Origin of the sequence: Enterocloster sp. OA13 (assembly GCF_022440595.1) — a bacterium.
GTDB classification, from domain to species: domain Bacteria; phylum Bacillota; class Clostridia; order Lachnospirales; family Lachnospiraceae; genus Enterocloster; species Enterocloster hominis.
Window position 1 is genome coordinate 3,997,346 of sequence record NZ_JAKNTF010000001.1, and the last position, 22,750, is coordinate 4,020,095.

General features: G+C 47.7%; 19 protein-coding genes. 4 read left to right on the forward strand and 15 right to left on the reverse strand.

Annotated elements, in window-relative coordinates; genetic code table 11:
• Positions 1-57 precede the first annotated feature (57 nt).
• From MCJ35_RS17735 to glgD, 4 genes are all read left to right on the forward strand, one after another.
• Complete coding sequence (locus MCJ35_RS17735; RefSeq protein WP_240299596.1) at positions 58-993, forward strand: AraC family transcriptional regulator; 936 nt, start codon at positions 58-60, stop codon at positions 991-993.
• 87 nt (positions 994-1,080) lie between these two features.
• On the forward strand, positions 1,081-1,491 hold the full coding sequence (locus MCJ35_RS17740) for a hypothetical protein (protein ID WP_025486147.1): 411 nt from the start codon (positions 1,081-1,083) through the stop codon (positions 1,489-1,491).
• Positions 1,492-1,683: 192 nt separating this feature from the next.
• Entirely contained in the window at positions 1,684-2,892 is a 1,209-nt protein-coding gene (locus MCJ35_RS17745) for a glucose-1-phosphate adenylyltransferase (RefSeq protein WP_008718862.1), read from the forward strand.
• Complete coding sequence (gene glgD / locus MCJ35_RS17750) at positions 2,886-4,031, forward strand: glucose-1-phosphate adenylyltransferase subunit GlgD (protein ID WP_008718864.1); 1,146 nt, start codon at positions 2,886-2,888, stop codon at positions 4,029-4,031. The genes MCJ35_RS17745 and glgD overlap by 7 nt, the downstream gene beginning before the upstream one ends.
• Positions 4,032-4,081: 50 nt before the next feature.
• Here the strand turns inward: glgD and MCJ35_RS17755 are convergent, their stop codons facing one another.
• The 15 genes from MCJ35_RS17755 to MCJ35_RS17825 all read right to left on the reverse strand — a co-directional run bounded on the left by MCJ35_RS17755 (position 4,082) and on the right by MCJ35_RS17825 (position 22,737).
• Positions 4,082-4,459, reverse strand: a complete 378-nt coding sequence (locus tag MCJ35_RS17755) for a cupin domain-containing protein (protein WP_025486145.1) — start codon at positions 4,457-4,459, stop codon at positions 4,082-4,084.
• Between the two features lie 18 nt (positions 4,460-4,477).
• Positions 4,478-5,479, reverse strand: a complete 1,002-nt coding sequence (locus MCJ35_RS17760) for a LacI family DNA-binding transcriptional regulator (protein ID WP_025486143.1) — start codon at positions 5,477-5,479, stop codon at positions 4,478-4,480.
• 116 nt (positions 5,480-5,595) lie between these two features.
• Positions 5,596-7,557 carry an FAD-binding protein gene (locus MCJ35_RS17765; RefSeq protein ID WP_353656078.1) on the reverse strand — a complete coding sequence of 654 codons (1,962 nt, stop codon included), beginning with the start codon at positions 7,555-7,557 and terminating at the stop codon, positions 5,596-5,598.
• Between the two features lie 12 nt (positions 7,558-7,569).
• On the reverse strand, positions 7,570-7,794 hold the full coding sequence (locus tag MCJ35_RS17770) for a hypothetical protein (protein ID WP_025486140.1): 225 nt from the start codon (positions 7,792-7,794) through the stop codon (positions 7,570-7,572).
• Positions 7,795-7,818: 24 nt separating this feature from the next.
• Positions 7,819-9,489 (reverse strand): dihydroxy-acid dehydratase, encoded by a 1,671-nt coding sequence (ilvD, locus tag MCJ35_RS17775; protein WP_025486139.1) that lies wholly within the window; start codon positions 9,487-9,489, stop codon positions 7,819-7,821.
• Between the two features lie 2 nt (positions 9,490-9,491).
• Positions 9,492-11,414: a TRAP transporter permease gene (locus tag MCJ35_RS17780; RefSeq protein WP_025486137.1), complete on the reverse strand. Its 1,923-nt coding sequence runs from the start codon at positions 11,412-11,414 to the stop codon at positions 9,492-9,494.
• A 31-nt stretch (positions 11,415-11,445) separates the two neighbouring features.
• Positions 11,446-12,540 (reverse strand): TAXI family TRAP transporter solute-binding subunit, encoded by a 1,095-nt coding sequence (locus MCJ35_RS17785; protein WP_025486136.1) that lies wholly within the window; start codon positions 12,538-12,540, stop codon positions 11,446-11,448.
• A gap of 29 nt (positions 12,541-12,569) precedes the next feature.
• Positions 12,570-13,337 carry a 3-ketoacyl-ACP reductase gene (locus MCJ35_RS17790; protein ID WP_227796281.1) on the reverse strand — a complete coding sequence of 256 codons (768 nt, stop codon included), beginning with the start codon at positions 13,335-13,337 and terminating at the stop codon, positions 12,570-12,572.
• A gap of 29 nt (positions 13,338-13,366) precedes the next feature.
• Positions 13,367-14,374, reverse strand: a complete 1,008-nt coding sequence (locus MCJ35_RS17795) for a zinc-dependent alcohol dehydrogenase (protein ID WP_240299597.1) — start codon at positions 14,372-14,374, stop codon at positions 13,367-13,369.
• 11 nt (positions 14,375-14,385) lie between these two features.
• Positions 14,386-16,413: an oxidoreductase gene (locus MCJ35_RS17800; RefSeq protein ID WP_025486133.1), complete on the reverse strand. Its 2,028-nt coding sequence runs from the start codon at positions 16,411-16,413 to the stop codon at positions 14,386-14,388.
• A 408-nt stretch (positions 16,414-16,821) separates the two neighbouring features.
• On the reverse strand, positions 16,822-17,340 hold the full coding sequence (locus MCJ35_RS17805; protein WP_008718866.1) for a hypothetical protein: 519 nt from the start codon (positions 17,338-17,340) through the stop codon (positions 16,822-16,824).
• A gap of 311 nt (positions 17,341-17,651) precedes the next feature.
• Entirely contained in the window at positions 17,652-19,058 is a 1,407-nt protein-coding gene (locus MCJ35_RS17810; protein ID WP_025486131.1) for an ABC transporter substrate-binding protein, read from the reverse strand.
• 85 nt (positions 19,059-19,143) lie between these two features.
• A complete protein-coding gene (locus tag MCJ35_RS17815) occupies positions 19,144-21,024 on the reverse strand; it encodes a glycoside hydrolase family 43 protein (RefSeq protein ID WP_025486130.1) in 1,881 nt (626 codons plus the stop codon).
• A gap of 31 nt (positions 21,025-21,055) precedes the next feature.
• Complete coding sequence (locus tag MCJ35_RS17820) at positions 21,056-21,859, reverse strand: carbohydrate ABC transporter permease (RefSeq protein ID WP_008718871.1); 804 nt, start codon at positions 21,857-21,859, stop codon at positions 21,056-21,058.
• A gap of 2 nt (positions 21,860-21,861) precedes the next feature.
• On the reverse strand, positions 21,862-22,737 hold the full coding sequence (locus MCJ35_RS17825) for a carbohydrate ABC transporter permease (protein WP_025486129.1): 876 nt from the start codon (positions 22,735-22,737) through the stop codon (positions 21,862-21,864).
• Between the last annotated feature and the right edge of the window lie 13 nt (positions 22,738-22,750).

Here is a 22,750-nt window from a genome sequence, read left to right on the forward strand (position 1 = left end):
GGCACTGGCCTGTATGAAGCCATCAGCCGGCCGTGTACCGGACATTGGAGGACTTTTATGTATATAAACATCATCTGCCCGCCCCTGCCCCATCTGATTGTGGGAGGGATATCACTTTTCCGCAAAGGGGACCGCCATGAGCGGCGGGCCATCCACAAGACCTTTGACTTGATTTATGTTCAGAAGGGAACCCTGTACATGGAGGAAAATGGAATCCAGTTTGATGTAAAAGAGGGAGATTTCCTGATCCTGGTGCCGGAGCTGATACACGCAGGATACCGCCACTGTGCAGAGGACACCGTGTTTTCCTGGATGCATTTTTATACGGAGGGCGGATATACCTGTACCAAAAATCCGGTCAGTTATATGCCGTCCAAGATGAACAAGAACAAATACTACCAGAAGGATAAGTTTACCATTTCCCTGCCCCAGTTTGGGTCCCTGCCAAGAAAACAGGGAGACCGGCTAAAGGATTATATGGAGCAGATATCCCAGGTAAAGATTGATAAATACAACCAGCAGAAACTGTTTTTCGACTCCACATCCTCCCAGATTGAGTACCAGATCCTGTTCCTACGGATTCTTTCCCTTATCTGTGAATCCAATGAACATCCAAAGGAAAAAGACCTGGCCGGGGAAATCTACAGTTATATGTTGAAGGTTTATGCCCAGCCCTTCAGCCTGGCAGGGTTATCCCACCATTTTTCCTTCCATCCCGCCTACATTACCAGGTGCGTGAAAAAGAAATACCATATGACCCCTCTGCAGCTCCTGATCCAAATCCGCATGGAGGAAGCCCGCAAGCTTTTAAAAACCACCTCGCTCCATGTAAACACCATTGGCCAGCTGGTGGGATATCCGGACGCCGCGTATTTCTCAAAACAGTTCAAACAGGTCATGGGGATGACGGCTGCCGCGTGCAGGCGGGAAGCGCAGGGGGAAAGGGATGCAGAGGTGGCGGAAGCAGGAACAAAGGAGCCAGGGGGGGACTGAGTTGTGAGGGGGATGGAGCCGGAAGTGTAAGAGCCGGAAGTGATGAAGCCGGAAGTGTAAGAGACAATAAGAATCGGAGGTGTTTTTATGTATTTTCCAACCGGATACCGTATGATGTTTGATTACCTGGATTCCCTATACCAGCGGACCAAGGCCGATGAACTGGGTGTTCTTCTCGGCAGTATGTCCCTGCTTGGGGACGGGGAACCGGCAGATCCTGCCCATGGTCCTGACTGGGAACAGGCGGTCCGGCAGGCCGGGGACCCTTCCAGCCAGACATTTTCGCCAAGCGGACTGGCATATGGCTCCATGCTTCTGTTCCTCCGGAACTGGGCTGCAATCGGAAGCGACGGCACTGTGTCAGATATCTGCGACAGCCTGGAGGGTAAAAGGGAACTGGATCTCTGGGATGAATGCGTACGCCGTGTCCTTCAGAATGAGGATACCCCGTTTCTGAAGCTTACAAACGGAAGTCCGGCAGATGTATTGAAGGATTGACCTGTATGTTCCAGGTTAAATGTATTAATCCCATGCTTTAGCGCCCGGATCAGACGTCCATTCAATTAATATACTGATATACTGATATCCTAATATACTTTCAATCATTCTGCACAATTGGATACCATTTTCTACCTGTTTATGGTACAATTTGAACATATACATCCAATATCATCTAGGGGGAGTAATACTATGGCAAAAGAAATGATTGCAATGCTTCTTGCCGGCGGACAAGGGTCGCGTCTCTATGCATTGACCCAGAAACTGGCAAAACCAGCAGTTCCCTTTGGCGGCAAATACCGTATCATCGATTTCCCGCTGTCCAACTGCGTAAACTCAGGGATTGATACCGTGGGAATCCTGACCCAGTATCAGCCGCTGGTACTCAATGAGTATATCGGCAACGGCCAGCCGTGGGACCTGGACCGCCTGCACGGCGGGGTACATGTGCTTCCGCCCTACCAGAAAGCCTCCGGCTCTGACTGGTATAAGGGTACGGCCAATGCGATTTACCAGAACATCTCATTCATCGAGCGGTATGACCCGCAGTACGTCATCATCCTTTCCGGTGACCAGATATGCAAGCAGGATTACAGCGACTTCCTCCGGTTCCACAAGGAAAAAGGGGCTGAGTTCAGCGTGGCTGTCATGGAAGTTCCATGGGAAGAGGCGCCCCGTTTCGGTCTGATGGTAACGGATGAGGATGACCGCATTACGGAATTCCAGGAAAAGCCCAAGAACCCCAAGTCCAACCTGGCTTCCATGGGAATCTACATATTTAACTGGGACATCCTGAAACAGTACCTCATTGAGGATGAGGAAGACCCTGACTCGGAAAATGACTTCGGCAACAACATCATCCCCAACCTGCTGCGTGACAGCCGCAGGATGTACGCCTATCATTTCAGCGGTTACTGGAAGGATGTGGGAACCATCTCCTCCTTATGGGAAGCCAACATGGAGGTCCTGGACCCGGAACACAGCGGCATCAACCTGTTTGATGAGAACTGGAAGATTTACAGCCGCAACAGCGGTATGACCGGACACAAAATCAGCGCCGGGGCATCGGTGGAGAATTCCATGATTACCGACGGCTGCCGCATTGACGGACAAGTCAGGCACTCCATCCTGTTCGCTGGCGTTAAGGTGGAGACCGGAGCCGTGGTGGAGGACGCCGTGATCATGGGAGGCACCACCATTAAGGAAGGAGCCGTAATCCGGCACTGCATCGTGGCTGAGAATGTCCAGATTGGCGAAGGAGCCGTGGTAGGCGCCATGCCTTCCGGTGATGAGAAAGGGGTGGCTACCATCGGTTCCGGCCTTACAATCGGAGCCGGCGCCAAAATCGGTCCCAATGCCATGGTTAACAATAATGTAAAAGGCGGTGAAGAACAATGGTAAATTCCAATGCAAATGCCCTGGGCATCCTTTTCCCAAACAGCTATGATTCCCTGGTACCCGACCTGGTAGGCGAGCGTCTGATGGCTTCCATTCCCTTTGCAAGCCGTTACCGCCTGGTGGATTTCATCCTTTCCAGCATGGTAAACTGCGGGATTGACAATATTTCCGTGATTGTCCGTAAGAATTATCACTCGCTCATGGACCACCTGGGTTCGGGCCGCGAATGGGATCTGACCCGCAAGAACGGCGGATTAAACCTGGTTCCGCCTTTTGCAGAAAAAACAGTTAAGATTTATAACGGACGTGTGGAAGCACTGGCCAGTATCCTGGATTTCCTGAAGGAACAGAAGGAACAATATGTTGTCATGGCAGACACCAACCTGGCGGTTAACTTTGATTTCAAGGCGCTGATTAACGCCCATATGGAAAGCGGCGCCGATGTGACCATTGCCTATCAGGAGGCCGAACTTCCGAAAAGCTTCATGGAAGCCCAGAACATAGGGACCAACTTCTATTACACCCTTGGCATTGAAGACGGACGCGTGGCCAAGATGAAGATCAATGCCCGAGACGAAGGCATACAGAATTTCTCCATGAATATTTACATCATGGACCGCGAGCTTCTCATTGACCAGATTAACACCGCCTTTGTCCGCGGATACGTTTACTTTGAACGGGATATACTTGCGCCCCAGTTAAGTAAGCTGGATGTGCGCGCCTACCGCTATGACGGTTATGTAGCCCGCATCAGCAGCATGAAGAGTTATTTTGATGAGAACATGAAAATGCTGGATGATGCCAACGTAAGCGCGCTGTTCTCCGGCGGAAACCCCATCTACACCAAAATCCGCGATGACCACCCGGCCCGTTACATAAACGGTTCCAAGGCCGCCAATATCATGGCCGCAGACGGATGCGTCATTGAAGGGGAGGTTGAAAACAGCATCCTGTTCCGCGGAGTCAAGATTGGCAAGGGCGCCAAAGTCAGGAACTGCGTGCTCATGCAGGATACGGTCGTGGAAGCCGGGGCAGAGATTGAATATGTCGTCACGGACAAGGATGTGACCATTACAGCGGGTAAGGAACTGAAGGGAGCGGATACATTCCCGGTTTATGTGGCTAAGTACCAGAGGGTATAAAAGCATGAACCAAGGGGGCTGTTCACAAAAACAGCCCCCTTTCCATAACCTTACTTCAATTCTCCGCTCTGTTCTTTAGCCCAATGGTCTACAACAATACTGGGAGCATAGACAAACATCATGTGAAGTTCATCCTCTCCTGTATTGTGCAGGGCGTGTTTTAAATTACTTGGGATGAAGATACAGTCCCCTTCTTTCACAGCCTGTTCCTCCCCATCTACTTCCATCACACCGGTTCCTTTTAAAATAGTGTATGATTCCACAGTTTCATGTTCATGCTCCGGAATACCGCCGCCCTTGTACACCACTACAAAACCTTGGCAGAACTTGTCCCCACTCATCGCCCCATTCTGTCCCAATATTACCCTGGTACGCCTTCCTGCTGGAAATTCCGTTCCCTCTATATCCCAAATATTTACTTTCTGCATCTCATTCCTCCGAAAGCGTCATGCCTCCAATTTTTTTACTGACTCCCGCTCAATCAGCCTTCCTTTAAAATAGGTCCTGCTTCCATGGGCGCATGTCTGTGTCTTTATCTGTTCCATTAACCTTTCAAATATTATTTCCGCTGTATCCGCCAAGGAATGGCGAAGTGTGGTCAAAGGGGGATCCAGATACTTAACCTGCGGAATGTCATCAAAGCCTACCACGGATATATTATCTGGTATCCGCATACCGCTTTTGGCGATTCCGCGGTATACCCCATAAGCCATAAAATCATTAAACATGAAAATACCCGTTGGACGTTCCTCACTGCGCATTAACTCAAGCGTCCTGTAGTATGCATCGTCTTCAGAGCCTACATTCCTGATAATATACTTTTCGTAATCCTTTATTCCGTACTCCGAAAGAGCCTTTAATGCGCCCTCCAAACGTTCCCTGTTATACTGCCGGTCTTTATCACTGATGTAAAGCGCAATTTTCTTATGTCCGTTCTCTGCCAGGCATTTCACTGCCTGATACGCCGCATCCACATTATCAATATTAATACATGGCGCATCAACATCAAAAATTCGATTGACAATAACCATAGGAATATCACCTATGTACGGTCTCACATGTTCTATGTCCTCCGTAGATGCAATATAAAGTATACCGTCCACAAACAGATATTTTAAAGTTTCAAAATATTCCTTTTCTTTTTCCACATCCCCCAAGGCATCACATAAAATAAGAGAATAGCCGGCTTTAGTAGCACAGGTTTCCATGTACTTTACCACTTCTGGGTAATATGGGTTCATAATATCCGGTATGATAAGGCCTATAAGCCTGCTTCCGCCCTTTTTCAAGCTTCTGGCCGCCAGATTAGGTTTATAATTCAAATCGCTGACTGCCCTCATTACTTTTTCCTTTGTCTCCGGCTCTACAAATGCCACACCTGACAGTGCCCTGGATACTGTACTGGGCGATACACCCGCATATTTTGCAACGTCACGAATTCCTACCATACCTTCACTCCTTTAACCGCATTTTACTTTATAGTACCATTTCTGCGGTAATCTTACCAGATATTTTCCGCTAAAACCTCCCCTCCGGTTACATGTCAGCTATATTTTCCACACCCTTAATATATGTTTTTATTTTTTCGGAAATCCCGCCATACATTCTCAAAAAAGTCATCGATATCCGGTATCGGATGTACTTTTCTCCAATTAAAACTGCATTTACCCCGGCTGTAACCAACCTCCTGTATTTGATCAGCATGTAATCCATCATCCAACCGGTATCTGAACATATCAGGCAGGGAAGGTGCCGGAAGCACTCCGTTGGAATCCGTATACATGGAACTTCCCCGTGATAAACCTCCACGATTAACATAGTCTTCCATAGCACTGAGATAGACATACTGGCAAATCAGTGTTTCCCGAAACCGGAAATACAATCCTAGTTGCTGCCGGCTGATTATTTTCACTGTGTCTTGAAAAGTTTCCAGCTCCTTTTCTATGGCACAACGGGTATTATGTATATCCTCCACATTCCTTATGGCAGCTCCCACCCTGCTCATCCGCCTGGTTATCCTCTGCCAGGATTCTTTCAGACAACCCTCCTGTCCTCCCATTGCGCTCTGTTCCATACATATAATCTCTTTTATACTCTGTCCACATGCATCAAACAGCATCGTTTCTGGCTCTCCCCGCCGTCTGGCGGAAATATACTGCGCCGCCCGGACTGCACCAACCTGCCCGGAATTCAACGCACTGCCCCCTGGCCGGTATACGCCATGGGTGCCACTGACCTCTCCCACTGCAAAAAGTCCCTCAATATCAGTCTGCCACCACTCATCTACCTTCAGCCCACCATTATTGTGCTGGGCACTGAGAGCCACCTCCAACATCTCAGTCCTCAAATCAATTCCCTTATCAAGATAAAAATTGAAAGCAGGAGTATTCATATGCTGCAAGCGGTCAACAGGTTTTCCAAAACAGGCTCCTGCTTTTCTTAAATAATCATATGCCTCCCTTGATAAACAATCATAGTCCAGCTCTGCATCACCTGGGTTTTTCCGAAAATCCAGGAAAACACGCCTGCCCTTAATACAACTTTCCTGGTATACCAGTAAATCGATAATAGAACTTCCCGACATGACTTTCCGTACGTCAAAGGGCCATTGATATCCTTTAAGGAAAATTTTTGATAACATTTCTCCTTTATCATGAAAATAATCCAGGAGGAACTCCTTTGGATTTCTGCCCTCTGTATCCGTGGAAATAAAACGGGGCAAAACCTGCATATAAGTACCGCTCACATTCCAGCGTGGCTTTAACGATGCCAGTCCAAACTGCCATTCTGTCAGATTCTTCCCCATTGCTCCAGCCTCAAAAGCAATACCCGTGGCGCCATAATGGCCTGCCGGATACGCACTGTCTGCAAACATCCCCGCCGGCCCGCCGGTAGCGAAAATAATATTTTTACAATTAATTACTTCGTAAGTCAGCTTATCCTTATTTAAACAGACAAGCCCTCTGGCCAACCTTCCCTCTGTCAGTATACGCAATACCTGCAGATGATTGTAAATCCTGATATTTTTGTCCTCAACTGATTTCTGCAGGCACTCTGTCATTATCTTTGAAGTATAGGGTCCTGCGCTGGTGGCCCGTCTGCTGGGATCGTGATCGGTCTTGTATCCCACAAATTCCCCATAACGGTTGTGCGGGAAGGGAACTCCCAATTCCACAAGATGCAGAAAACACTGAGCTGACAGAGCAGCTTCGCACAGAGCATGTTCACCATCCACACACTGTCCGTCAAAGAATACCTGAGCCATATCTTTTACACTGTCACATTCGCTGCCAGACAGAGACAATTTATAATATGTCTGTTTATCCGAACCTGTATTACGTGATGTTCCTGCCAGAATGTTCTCTGTCAGCATTGCGATATCGGTCTGTCCATATTGATAAAGCCGTTCTGCCGCACTATATCCGGCTGCCCCGGTTCCTACAATAACCGTATTAAATGAATGGACTGTCATATCCATGCCACAAAAGCGAAATTGTTGTACCCTCATTTTTAACCTCAAATACATCTGCACAAGTTGTTAGTTATGATTAGGAGTGTCCACACTGTCAGCATTATTACGATTCAAAAGCCATCTTCGGTAACCATAGTATCCTATCATCACAATAGTGATACATATAAGGCTGATAATTAAAAACCGGGCCAGATTCTGCTGATGCATCCGCATTTTTCCAAGTACAACAACCGGAATGATCAGAGCTGCAAGAAACACCCATTCAAACTGTTCTGCTCTCTTTATATCCATGCATGTCCTCCTACATTACTTTATTTATTCCAAACGGGCGCCCTTGTTCGCCGGACCTCCGTATTTTTTAAACAGATTAAGGACACCTTTATATGTATTTTTATCTTTCGGATTCTCAGCCGGCTCCCTTTCCTCAAATATTGCCGGATTCTCCACATCAATAGAACGCTGGGATACATTAATTATTACGATATCCCCATTCCTCAGATATGCCAAAGGGCCTGACTTGGCTGCTTCCGGTGTAATCTGACACACACCAAAACCTCTTGCAAAACCCGAGAATCTGGCATCTGTAATGACTGCCACATCTTTATCCAGCCCCATACCACAGACTGTTGCCTGTACGGCGTAAATATCCGGCATGCCCGGGCCTCCACAAGGTCCTTCAAAACGGACAACCATCACATCCCCACGTTCTATCTGGTTATTATGCAGCGCTTCCAGTGCCTCCTCCTGGCTATCAAACACCTTAGCCGGGCCTTTGTGGTACAGGTTTTCACGATACCGGGCAGACTGTCTTAAAATAGCGCCTCCAGTTGCCAGGTTGCCATATAAGACTGCGATGCCCCCATCCTGGGATATCGGGGAATCAAAGCTATAGAGTACCCTTCTGTCGGGTTCATACTTGAGGGGACTCTCCATGTTTTCAGCCATTGTTTTACAGGTAACAGTCATGACATCCGTATTCAGGCAGCTGCGGACCTCACGCATAGCTGCAGGCATCCCGCCGGATTTTTCAAAATCAGTGAGATGGTACGGCCCATTCGGCTTGACATTCACAAGACATGGCGTCCTTTTACTGATTTGTGCAATTTTATCCAGGTTCACTGCATCACCAAAACCAAGTTCCTCTGACAGGGACAGTATATGCACTACTGAGTTTGTGGAACCTCCAAGTACCATCATCATGGTAACCATATTCTCCAACGCCGGTAATGTCATGATATCATTGGCCCGTATATTCTTTTCAATCAATTTAACAATCTGATTACCACTTAATTTAGCAGAACGAAGAAGCTCCGATGATGTGGAAATCATTGTGGCCGCTCCTGGTAATGTCAATCCCAGCGCCTCTGCCAGACACTGCATTGTATTGGCAGTTCCCATTAACGGACAGGCTCCCCATGTTGGACAGGCCCTGTCTTCCATGGCGGTGATGACTTCCGCGGATACGCGGCCGGTCCGATATCCGCCCATTATCTTTTCGTCCAGATCAGACAGTGAAAAGGCCTCTCCATTTAATTGTCCTGCCTCCATTGTACCTGCGCATACAAAAATAGACGGCAGGTTTAATCTGGCAGCGGCAATCAGCATACCCGGAACCACCTTGTCACAGGCAGTCATAAATACAATCCCGTCAAACATCTGGGAGTGTACAATGGTCTCAATATCAAAGGATACCATCTCCCTTGTGGCCAAATCATAGCGGATTCCATCCAGCCCCAGCGTCAAGGTCCCGCATTGGGATATGGTGCAGAATTCAACCGGAGTGGCTCCTGACTGCCATATTCCCTCCTTTACTTTTTGGGTCAGCATGTTAAGACCAAAATGCCCTGGACACACCTCTCCCCAACTATTGACCACCGCCACCAATGGTCTGGATAAATCAGCATCTGTAAAACCCATTGCCTTATACACGGCCCGGCGATGTGCCCCCTCTGGCCCAGTCATGTATTGTTTTGTAAAATATTCCATGGTTACGCTCCTTTCTTTTGTCTGATCATAGTCACAATCTGCAGCACAGCGATACATGCAAAAATCACATAGGCAATAAAGTTAGAAGCCGCAAATGGAGCTACTACCAATATACTTACCGCGAATGCCAGAAAACGTTCAATATTCCTGAGCCGGCGTGAAAAGTATCCGGCAACACAAACAGATAAACATACAACAGCTATTACCCCATCAATGATGGCTATGACAATCTCGCCAGCACTTCCTATGGCAAGGGTTGCGGGATGATACACAAATAAGAAAGGAATGATGTAGGCCGCTATGCCAATAGTAAATGCTTTAAATCCGGTTTTCATAGGTGATGCCTCTGCAATTGCAGCTCCGGCAAAGGCTGCAACACAGACAGGCGGGGTTATATTAGACACGACCGCAAAATAAAATGCAAAGAAATGTGCTGAAATAGGGCTTACCCCCATCTGGGTCAGCGCCGGGATGATAGTCGTCACAAGGATTAAATAAACCCCCACCGAAGGCATGCCGCATCCCAGGACCAAAGAAAATAAGGCCGTATAGATTAATGTAATCAACAGGCTTCCATCCGCTGCTTTAATAATAATGGATGATAGGCTGACACTCAGGCCTGAGGAATACATGCATCCGATGATGATTCCTGCTGCCGCACAGGCAATGCCTACGGAAATGGATGTCTGTGCCGTCTTTTCAAATGATTTTATTATCTGTGACGGTTTCAGCCTTGTATTTTTACGCACAAAGGTAAGAAAGAATAAAGTAACAACTCCCCAGAAAGCCCCCATACTGGTTGTATATCCATAGATTAAAAAGATAACCAGGCATACCAGCGCCAGAATCAGATGTCCTCCTTCTATAATACTTTTTTTGAAGGACGGCAGCCCATTCTTGTCCATTGGATGTATGTTCTTCTTTAATCCATCGAAATGTATATAGGATAGAAGGGCGATGTAATAAAGCATGGCCGGTATGATTGCATACCGCACTATTTGTATGTATGGGACCTTCAGATACTGTGCCATTACAAACGCCACCGCCCCCATGATTGGCGGCATATAATTGCCGCCAGTAGATGCAACAGCCTCCGTTGCTCCTGCCTCCTCAGATGAATAGCCGGTAGACTTCATCAAGGGAATCGTGAAACACCCGGTAGATACAACATTGGATACGGAACTTCCTGATATACTGCCGAACAACGCGCTGGAGATTGCTGCAGTCTTAGCCGGACCAGCTGTAAAGCGTCCTCCTATGGCATAGGCAATATCAATAAAATACCTGCCAGCCCCGCTTTCCTCCAAAATCGCCCCAAACAGTAAAAACAGTATGATGTAAGAAGCCATAGACTGCACGGGTTCGGAAAATATGCCCTGATCACTTACCAATATATCAACAAGGCGCACCCATGAGGTCGGCGCTGTTTTCAGAAAACCCGGAAAATAGTTGGCAAAACTGGTGTGAAGCCCAAAAAAGAGGACCACACAAAACATTGTCATTCCCACCATACGCCGGGTTATATCCATTACCAGGAAAATGAATACTGTCCCAAAAACCGTATCCAGCCTGCTTGGGCGAAACATACGAAGCTGCCAGTTGTCCAAATCACTGATATAATACACAACGCAGACAACTGCTAAAACCACACATACAATATCGTACACAGACCATATATTAAGCGGTTCATACCAGTTCTTACGCTTTGTCGGATGAAGGAAAAAGGCAAGCAGCATAATAAATAGGACAAAAAGCAGACGATGGGCAATAGCAACTGGCGTACCACAGTAAGCAGTCACCAGAAAATAAACCACCATAAATACTGAAATAATACTCAATAACATTGCCAGAAACGAACGGGGTGTCAATTTCTTCTGATGTACAGCATACTCGAACAGACCTGTTTTTTGTTGAAAACTGCTCATGTCACTACCTCATTTTCTAGACAGATTTTTGTCACTTAATGATACCGATTTCACGATAGAACCGCTCAGCGCCTGGATGGACAGGCATCTTTTCATCAATACCTGACAAAGGGTTATTCAGAATCACACTGTTCTCCTCGCCAAAATACTGATACAGGGAGGATGCATTTTCATAGATAGCCTTTGTTATTTTGTATACGGTTTCTTCATCCAGATCATCACGGCAATATAGCGAGGTTATTGCCGCCACAGTCACAATCTCTTCCTCCTGATTCTCATCAAACGAATGAGGTGCAATCGTTATCTTCTCCAGTCCGGGAACATTAGCCTGGATTTCGTTAATTACATTTTCATCCATGCTGATCAGCTTAATACCGGGTGTCATGCTCATGCTCTGTAGTGTGGAATTATCCAGAGGAAGCAGGCCGGTAATTGCATCCAGCTGGCGGTCCCTGAGCATATCCATGCGTTCCGAATCTCCTAAAAAGCTGTTCATTCCGGTAAAGGATTCCCCTTCCAGATCAATACCATGGGCTTTTAACACGGCCTGGGCTATGGTATAGCCGGTCTGCCCTGCCTTACCTAATGAAAGATTTTTATCTGAGAGATCATATACGCTATTCACAGACTCATCACCGCTTAATGCTACAATCAGAAATGGCATGGAATACATTGATATGACCGCATTCAAATTACTATGAGGTTCTGTATAATCCCCCTCACCCAGGTAAGCCTGATAACCTACACCACTGTACACAAGACCGAAATATCCCTCGCCATTCTGCAATGTATCAGGATTAGCTGATCCGCCGCCTGCAGCCACCTTGGATGTGATGCCGGTTGCTTCCTGTGCAAGCGCCGCCAGCTGGGATCCCACCTGATACCAACTTCCGCCTTGGGAACCGCTGAAAAATTCCAGATAATCCGGCACTATACCCTCTGTCTGCCCATCCGATGCAGCAGCTTCCTCCTGCGCGGCACTTGTCTCATCCTTGCTCTCCGTTTTTACTTCCTGAGCTGCCTTAGTCTCCTGCCCTGCCTTTGTTTCTTCCTTCTTACCAGTTCCGCATGCTGTCAGTGAACCGGTCAATGTGATTGCTAAAAGAACCGCAAGAATCCTTTTCATATGTTTCCTCCTTTTGATTATGGGCAGTTTCACATTCTCCTGATATGAAATCCGCCATCTACGTCTATGTAGTTACCAGTGGTATATACAAATTTCTCACTGCACATCAGGCTTACAACATTACCGATATCCTCGGGGTATCCCCATCTCTTAATTGGAAACTGGCCCTCCTCTATCATCCTGCTATATTTATCGTGTACCACTTTCGTCATATCTGTATCTATGACACCCGGGCGGACTTCATGAACCAGGATTCCTTCCCCCGCAAGGCGGTCAGCATACACGGTCGTCAGCATGGATAGTCCGGCCTTTGACATACAGTATTCTGCACGGTTGGGCGATGATACAGTGCTGGACGCTGAACCAACATTAATGATTGTGCCCCGTTTTTCTCCTTCCCATGGCTGACTCAGCATCTGATTTGCCGCTAACTGTGTCATAAACATAGTTCCCCGAAGATTCGTCCCAACCACATAATCAAAACTCTCCTCTGTCATCTCGAGAATATCCGTGCGGACCTTTGGCGCCACACCCGCATTGTTGACCAAAACATCAATCCGGCCAAAGCGTTTCACCACCAATGCCACAAAATCCTCCCTGACCTTCCGGTCCGTTATATCGCCCTGATAGTATATACAGTCCGGATTCAATGCTTTAAGTCCATCAAAATTCTCCTGATACGCAGCGAGCGCATTTATATCCAGTATGGCTGCCGTATAACCGTCTTCCACCAGTTTACGGGCAATTCCATATCCAATCCCTCTGCTGCCGCCCGTTATAATTGCAATTTTATTCAAAATATCACCTCTTCTTTACGGTTTTAGTATTATCTTAAGTGGTTCTTCACCAGGGCTTTTTTGATATCCATGGCCTTTTGTACTTCATCCAAAGGGAAATGATGGGTAATGAGTGACTTTAAATCAATCCGGCCAGATGATACCAAATCGATTCCCCGTTGAAAATCCCAACAGTAACTGGAGGTTCCTACCACCTCAATTTCTTTTACCATTGCATCTACAAGGGATTTTGTGCTGAATTCATCTTCGAATATACCAAAAATAACAGCCCTTCCACCTTTTCTCGTTACAGCCATGGCCTGATTAAAAGTAACAGGAATCCCAACCGCTTCAAATGTAACATCCACGCCGCGTCCCTCTGTTCTCCTAAGCACCTCCTGTACCGCATCATGCCCACTCTGAAGTGGTATGCAGCCCAGCCGTTCTGCAAGTTCCAGGTTTCTTTTCATAATTCCCAGTACATATACATGGGTTGCCCCGGCGGCAAGAGACAATTGTGCAAGTAACAGTGCTATAGGGCCGTCTCCCATGACGCAGACAGAATCACACAACTGAATCCTGGCTTTCATTGCGGCGTGAACCGTACAGGCCAGAGGTTCCATTAATGCGCCCTCGTCAAAGGAAATTTCATCTGGCAAAAGATGGATCCACCGCTCCTTGGCATAGTAGTAGTCCGCATACCCACTGCTGCCGCTGCGGTACTTTAACCTGAGGTTTTCACAGTAATCATATCGCCCTCTCTGACAATAGTAACACTGGCCACAGGTAATAAGCGGTTCAACACATACCCTGTCTCCTACTTTGAACCTGGTCACATCCGCGCCAACCTCTTCTATCACTCCTGCCAACTCATGGCCAACCGTAGTTGGCAGTTTTGCATATGGATGTTTTCCTGAATACAGATGCATATCGCTTCCACAAATAGCGGACGACACCACCTTTATCATAACCTCTCCACTACCAGGCGTCTTTTTTTCAGCTTCATGTAATACAATTTTTCCAGGTTCAGTTATAAGAGCCTCACGAAACGTATCCATTCTTACCTCCTCTATATCATACCGGACAGTTCATATGCGCCATGAAATGCCTTTAAGGCATTGCCGATTGTCCCGCAGTCCCCAATCTGATAAAAGACACCCCCAAAGTTCTCTGCCTGCTTCTTAATATAACTGCTGCTCTCCATACCAGTGCTCATCACAATGTTGTCTGCACATACCTTGAATTCCATTCCCTCCTTTTCACATACAAGTCCATCCTGTAGTATTTTCTTTACTTTTAATCCTGTAGAAACAGTTATATTCTTCTGGAAATAGCGTTTCAGCATATTGCCGCGGTTTGTAAATCCCATACCAGGAACAAATTCATCCCTTCCTGTAATGATACAGACCTTCTTTCCCTGATCCGCCAGTTCTTCTGCTACATCTGCTGCTGCATGTCCCGCTGAACAGGCATGGCTTTCACTGGTTTTCATCCCCACAATATCATCCGGGATATCCTCTGATATCTTACGGCAGGTCCATGTACAATTATAGCTGCAGGCAACCACAACTACATATTCCCCTAATTCCTTGGAACCATCCAAAGCCTCTGTTGGAGTCATGACACTGGGAAGATTGATACCCTCTATATCCGGCATTTTAAACTCTGCTCCGGTAGCATCAATCAATATATCCGGCTTTAATTCATCCAGCATCTCTCTCGCAAATGCTTTTCTTAACCGCACATCTACACCCGCTTTTTCTAAAGCATAAGCAAAATAGCGAAAAACATCCTCAACTTCCTTCTTAGCCTTTGTACGTGTACAGTACCAATATTTTCCTCCCAGCACAGCTTCCTTCTCGACCATTGTGACCTTATGTCCCAGCCTGGCCAATTCCAGCGAAGCTTCGCACCCTGCCGGACCACCTCCGACAACCAGTATTGTTTTACTCCCTTTCTTCTTCCCCCGTTCAGCCAGGTATGTCATCTTTTTTCCCACACTTGGATTGACCATACACGTAATAGGTTTCTTCATCCACAGTTCATCGTAGCATCCCTGGCAGCACGATGTACATGGGATGATATCCTCCAGATGCCCATTAAGAACCTTCGACCCAAAATCAGGATCACAGATAAACTGCTTTCCAAATGCAATAAAATCAGCCTGCCCTCTTTCCAATGTAACCTCAGCAAGTTCCGGATTAAAACGTTTTACAATAATTACCGGAATCCCTATTCCCCTCTTGATACGTTCTGCCAGATGAATCCATGCACCTCTGGGCTGGCCTGAAGTATGGTCATTAAAACTTAACTGGGAGTCACGCATGCCTGCGGATACATTAATTGCATCTGCTCCAGCTTTCTCTAATTCCTGCGCAATAAGCTGGGCCTCCACAATACTATTTCCACCCTCCTTAATATAATCATCCCCGTTAATCCGGCAGATCACCGGGTATTCATCCCCACAGGCCGCCTTAATCCCGGAAATGATATCACAGCAGAATTTAATTCCCCCTTTCAGGCCTCCGTATTCATCTGTTCTCTGGTTTGAAACCGGGGAGAGGAAATTATTGGCCAGATAACCGTGCCCCATTATAATCTCCACTCCATCCAGGCCTGACTTCCTTGCGATTACCGCAGCCGCAGCAAACTTGTCCACAATCCCAGTAATATCCTCTTTCTCCAATACCTTTGGCGTATCCGGATAGAGTGGGGAATTACTGGCAATGGGGGATGGGGCTACAGGGTCCATACCAGTAGTGCTTCTCCTGCTTTGACGCCCAACATGGCTTAACTGAACAAATACTTTCGCACCATACTGATGGCATCCATCTGCGATGCGCTGAAAACCAGATATGTATTTTTCATGGTCAATGGCTGGGTTTAATACAGAACGGCTGCGTGGATAATCCACGGAAGTAGCCTCCACAATAACAAGACCTGCCCCTCCCCTTGCCTTTGACACATAAAAATCAATGGATTCTTCTGTCATATATCCGTTATGTGTAAAGTTATTGTTCAATGCAGGGAGAACAATTCGATTTTTTATACTTAAACTGCCAATATTGCCTTCTCGGCCCAATGCTTCAAATTTCATCTCATTCCTCTTTTTGAATCAGTATTATCCTAATTGACGGTTACTTTTGATGAACACATTATTTTAATGAATATTTAACTAACACTTGATATCTTCCGTTATATCCCCCTCCCATGAAACCGTTTTCTTGACTTGTTATGTATATATTATCTCAAGAAACCGTTTTCGTCAATATATTTTTATACATTTTTATCAATAAATTTTATTTCTCCACATTACTCTGATACAAAAATATGAACCACCATAAAAAAGTATCTCTTGTCGAAAAATATGCTTTCCAAAAATACGGTGAGACAGCACAAAAATACCAGCTGGCATATATCCAGCTGGCATCCAATTTATATTTTTTATCTGTACACTTAACAATGTCCCAGGAATAACAAGTCAGGCCAGTATCTTCCCCCCTTCTCACCACAATGAGATGATTTCCTTTCCAATGACAGGTTCCGCGGTTCCCTTCTTCCTGTCAATCCCATAGGAATTAAGACGGTGGAACTGTCCTGGTTTTTCCTCATATCCCACAGAGAGGATAAGCTGGCTGCCATCCTCATAATCCACCTTGAACTCCAGTTCTTCCTCCTCATCCTGGTACAGGCCCAGGTCCTTCAGTTTATTATCCAGAAGATGGCTGGCTGCCTCGGATGTGAGACTTGGTCTGGGAATCCATACGCCGGTCTGGGAATCCAGGTAATACCAGCGTCCGTCAATCCGGTTCCATCCCGTCAGGACGACCGTTTCCCGGGTATCCTGGACGCCGCCTTCCCGGGCCAGCCCGTCCCCAGTTTCCTCGTTTTCCACCTCATAATACCAGTCCCCGATTTCATCCTGTATCCACTGTCCCGCCCAGGCGGGAAAGGAATGGAAGGTCAGGGACAGGATTGCAGTTAATAAAAATACCTTGCATTTACCGGAAGCTTTTCTTACCATCCTGTATCGTCCTCCTATTGGATATGTCTGCTGGCACATGTCCATCGGCATATGCCTTTTCCCTGTTTTTATATTCCATGATACCATTTCAACATTAACTTCATATAAACTCATGGCGGGAAAAGATGCGGCATACAGGACCGGCAGGATTCCTTATTTCCTAATCCTTATTCCCTAATCCTTATTCCCTAATCCTTATTCCTTATTTCCTATTCATTTCTTTATATCCAAAAGCCCCAGCAGCCCTGGGCGGCTCCTGTAAGGATGCGCGCCACATGGCTCCGGGGCCTGATGGTATATTTTATCATGTTTTACTGTGAATCAGCCACACTCTGAACGCCCTTCAGTTCCTGGGCCGGGTCGGCTCCGGCTGCCACGTTCTGCATTGCGACCTGGATTGCAGTCTCTATTTCGCTGTTGACCAGTTTACGGTTTCCAACCGCATTGCTCACATAATCGTTTACTTCGTCAATGGACTGCTGCTGCAGTTCGCCGTCAACGGTTCCCGTATACTGGATTTCGCTGGACACCGGCGCTCCCTGGAGACGGTTCACCCAATACTGCTGCCCCTCTCCGTTGGACATGTATTCAACAAACCTCATGGCTGCTTCCTTCTCCTTGCAGTCCTTGTTGACAGCCAGCACGATGTCCACGCCGGATGTGCCGCATATGGTTCCGTCCTCTGTCATGGATGGGAATACGCTCATTCCGATTATATCCTTCTGGTTGGAAATCTCCGTCCCCTGAATCTCCGGTGCGGATGGGGAAACTGGGCCAAGATGCCAGGATCCGGTCATGAAGAACACGGCCTTTCTTGCAAAGAAGTACTGGTCCCGGGCATCCGGATAGGTGGCAACGCCAAGGGCACCGTCCTCAAATATACCGTCGCTAAACAGGTTCTGCCATGCTTTCATGGTATCCACAAAGCACTGGTCTGTCCATGGGCGTTTTCCCTGCTCCGCCTCATAGACAGCGCCTTTCTCAAATTCATTTGAGATCTGTACAAACCAGTCGGAGTTAATCCAGTCATCCGCTGCCCCGGCCGCCACACACACATAACCTTTTGCCTTTGCTTTTTCAGCCGCGTCCTTTAATTCTGCGTAAGTGGTGGGAACCTTCTCTATCCCGCACTCGTCCATCAGTGTCTTGTTGTACAGAAGGTCAGTCATACCTGCCACCAGCAGCGGCATACCTACCATGTGGCCGTCTTCGGTCACACACTGGTTCACGGCTGTCCCGCTGATGACTCCGTCCCAGCCGGGCAGGTACTGGTCTGCCAGCCCTTTCATATCCTCGGTAAACGGCGCATACTGTTTCGCCATCGGGCCTGTGGTAAGCCCAAACAGGTCGGGACCCGTGCCGGATGCCATTGCAACCTGAAGCTTTTCAAAGTAATCGTCCTGCTCTGTCCTGATATACTCAATCTTAATATCCGGGTTGGCCTTCTCAAAATCCGCAATCATTGTCCCGGATTGTTCAACCGTCGGAAGCCAGGACCAGTATGTCAGGGTCACCTGCTCCCCGCTGCCCTCTGCACTGTCTGCGTTTTTACCCTCCGCGCTATCCTTCGCGCTGTCTGCCCCGCTGTCCTTTGCAGCGCTTTCCTGGTTCTGTCCAGGGGCCGGGGTTGTAGTTCCTTTATCAGAGCCTCCACATGCTGTCAGCGAAGCCGCCATAACGGCTGCCAGTGTCATTGCCATTATCCTTCTCTTTCTCATTTTTAAACCTCCCGTTTCTGCTTTTTTGTATCTAAAGCATACCTTATTTTTACTGTCTGCATGACTCCATTTTTTTGCGTTTCATTTAAATTTTTGTATAGCTGTACCGGGTTATTTTAAGTCCCTGTATCTGGATTGTAAATGCGTCCCCGCCTTTCTGTAAAGGGGAAATTGGTTCCCCATCCAGTAAGATCCACTCCTGGTTCCTGAACACCGCATGATACAGGGAAAACTGCTTTTGTCCGCCGCATCCCGTCCGGATGGATCTCTCTCCAAGTACAGTATTCCCGCGCATGATCTGTATGGACGGCTGTTCCCCGTCTACCGCAAACTCAAACTCTTCCGTATGGTTTTCATCCCATGGTTTCTCTGCCAACACTGCCTTTCCCGTGCCAAAGGACAGCCCGCTTCCACTGGCAGTTCCATGTGAAAATCCATAGAAGGCCGTCATTCTCTGAAGCTGTCTACCCTCCAGCCGGGCATGTCCGGTCACAGCCATGCTGCTAATCGTGACCTGGGTAAAATAGGGCACAACGCCAATCTTTCCCACCGCACATTCCCCGTTTCCTGCCTTGTCATCCACTCCACCCATTCCCATACACATTCCCATGCAACATGTACGGGCGGTAATCGCCGGCTGTTCATCCATCCACAGGTCAAAGCTGTTAAAATTCCTCTGCACAAGGAGCAGATGAGGCACTTTGTAGTCAAAATCCACAGGCAGTTCCCAGTCTGCAAGTTCTGCCACCGCCCCGTCAAAGCATTCTAAAAGCGTCAGTTTCCTCTGTCCTGAATGCAGCCTTGCCTCCACATAATTCCTCTCATCCCGGTAATCCAGATAGATTCCGTACCTGGCCCCGCTGTGGCTTCTTCCTGCTTTTATCCAGCACTCCATACGGTAAACAAGGCGGCTTTCCCCTGCCCAGAAAATCTCCTTTACCTCCTGTTTCCGCACCATGATATGGGGTGCCAAGGGGCTGGATTTTTCCCACATGGATGGACCGAAGCACAGCATATGGCTGCCGTTAAAATACAGCGGGTCAATGCGCATATTCCTCTGTTCCGTCCCAAGAACAAGCTCATCCGCAGCATTCCTTCCATGGTATACAATCCAGTCGTCCACCAGGTTAGGCGCCTTTGTCACGGTGTTGTGCCCGGTGCCTTCCACCAGCTCATTCCTCTTTAAAAGCGGACACCAGGTATAGGGGTCAGGATACTTGTGCCACTCCATCTCATGGAACACTGCCTTCTCATCCGCCACCGAGGTCCCCACAAAATAGTCCTCATGCTCATAGGCATTGGCTGAATAGAGAAGCCACGTCTTCCCGTTATGGGACACGGTGCAGGCCCCTTCGATGGTGTACCAGTCCCTTCCATCCCCAAACCTGTTTTCTTCAAATATTTCCTTGCGGATACCGGGCGCCACTACCGGCCTTGGATGGCCGGAAAACTCGTATGGGGTGCGCATCCCGTCTAACAGGATACAGGTCCCGGCCACCTTATCCTCTGTCCCGAACCAGTCATTGACAGAATAGAACATATACATTTTCCCGCCCCACATCACCGGGTGGGAATCAATGGAGAAGTGGTCAAAAAATGTCTTTTCCCACACAAAGGGGCCAAGGGGATCATCTGATTTTGCCACCTTAAGATGCTGCTCATGACAGTCTGTTTCCTCCATGGGGATATTGGAATAATACATGTAAAATGTACCGTTCAGATAGATGACGGAGGGCGCCCAGTAATGGTGGTACCCCTGTTCACGGATTGCATATCCCCTGTCCTCCCAGTGCACCAGGTCCTCTGAAACACTTACCTTTGCACCGTGTTCATCGGACGCATAACAGTAGTACAGACCGCACCAGCGCAGGATGAAGGGATCCGGGTTTGTATGGATCTTCCCATCTGAAAACGGGACCGGGTTACAATAGGTGCTGCTGCCTGTTACAGGCATGAAATCATTCATATGTGACCTCCAGATTAAATTAATGATTGAATCAGCCTTTGACCGAACCGCTGGTAATTCCCCCCACCAGGAACTTCTGGCTGAATAGATATACGATGATGGACGGCAGTGTGAGAAGCATCATGACCGCGTAAATCCTGGCCACGTCCGCCGGGCTTTGGTAGGTACTGGATACAAAGTACTGGGCCGCCAGGGTGACCGTATAGTTTTTCTCGCTTCTCATGACCAGAAGGGGAACCAGATAGTCATTCCATGAATAGATGAAGGTCAGCACCAGCACATTGGCTATGATAGGTCCGCTTAAGGGCACCATGAACTCCAGCCAGATGCGGAAACTGGATGCACCGTCAATCCTGGCGCTCTCTAAAAGCTCATCCGGAATGGTGTCAAAGTAATTCTTAATCATCAAAAGCATCATGGGCGCGTTGAACGCCACCAGCGGGATCATGACCCCCAGATGCTTATCCAAAAGCCCAAAATTCTTGATGGCCGCAAAGAGGGGGCTGGTCACGGCAGCCACCGGGACCGCAAGGCATGCAAGGATTGCGCCGTACAGAAGCCTTCCTCCGAAAAACTGCATTTTCGAAAATGCAAATGCAGCCAGGGTGGTTATGAGCGTGACCAGGACCGCGGTACTCACCGCGATGAACATACTGTTGAACACTACCCTGAAGTAGCTGATTTTGTCATAGCTGAGTACATATTGATAGTTTCCGATTCCATTAATCTGAAAGGATTTTACAAAGGCAGTGCCGATTGGCAGAAGCCATATAAGGGCGCAGAGGACAAATACCAGGTACGTGGGCGCCGCTGTTTTCCATTGATTCTTTTTCATCCTCAATCCTCCTTGCCAAGCTTAATCTGCAGAAACGACATGATGACCGCGATAATCAGGATGGCAACGCCGATGGAGGCCGCCCCACCTGCGTTAAAGTCCTTAAAGGCCTTTTCATAAAGGTAGGTGTTCAGCACGGTGCTGGACCTTCCCGGACCGCCTCCTGTCAGCAGCTTTACAATGTCAAATGTCTTTAAGGACCCCACAATCCCAAGTATGATAAGGACATTGGTGGTTCCCTTTACCATGGGGAATGTGACGGATAAGGTGGTCCTCCAGAACCCGGCCCCGTCAATCCTGGCAGCCTCATACACGTCATCCGGAAGGCTCATCAGCCCGGCATAATAGATGATCATGGAAAAGCCCATCCACTGGAAAATGTTGACGATGATGACAGATAACAGCGCATATCTGGGGTCCCCCAGCCAGCTGACTGCAAATACATCAAGCCCCACCGCCCTGAGGAATGTATTGAGGGCGCCGTTGGTCGGATCCATCAGGATACGGAAAATAGCCGTGATGATGGACGTTGCCATGGCAATGGGCATAAAGTATATGGCCTTGAAAAGATTGCTGCCCGGCAGCCGGTTCTTAAGCAGCACTGCCAGCAAAAATCCCAGCCCGGCCTGGATGAATACTGTCCCAAAAAAGAAAATCACATTGTTGACCACCGCTGTCCAGAAGGTCTTGTCATGAAGCATTTTCGTGTAATTCTTAAAGCCGACAAAGTTCATTTCCTTGGACATCCCGTTCCAGTCCGTGAAGCTGGTTCCCACCGTACAGATGATACAGTAGTAAATCAGCGCAAAAGACAGGACCATCAGCGGCAGGATATAAAGATACGCGGACCAGTTGTTTTTTTTCCCTAATTTATTCATTATGGCCACCTCC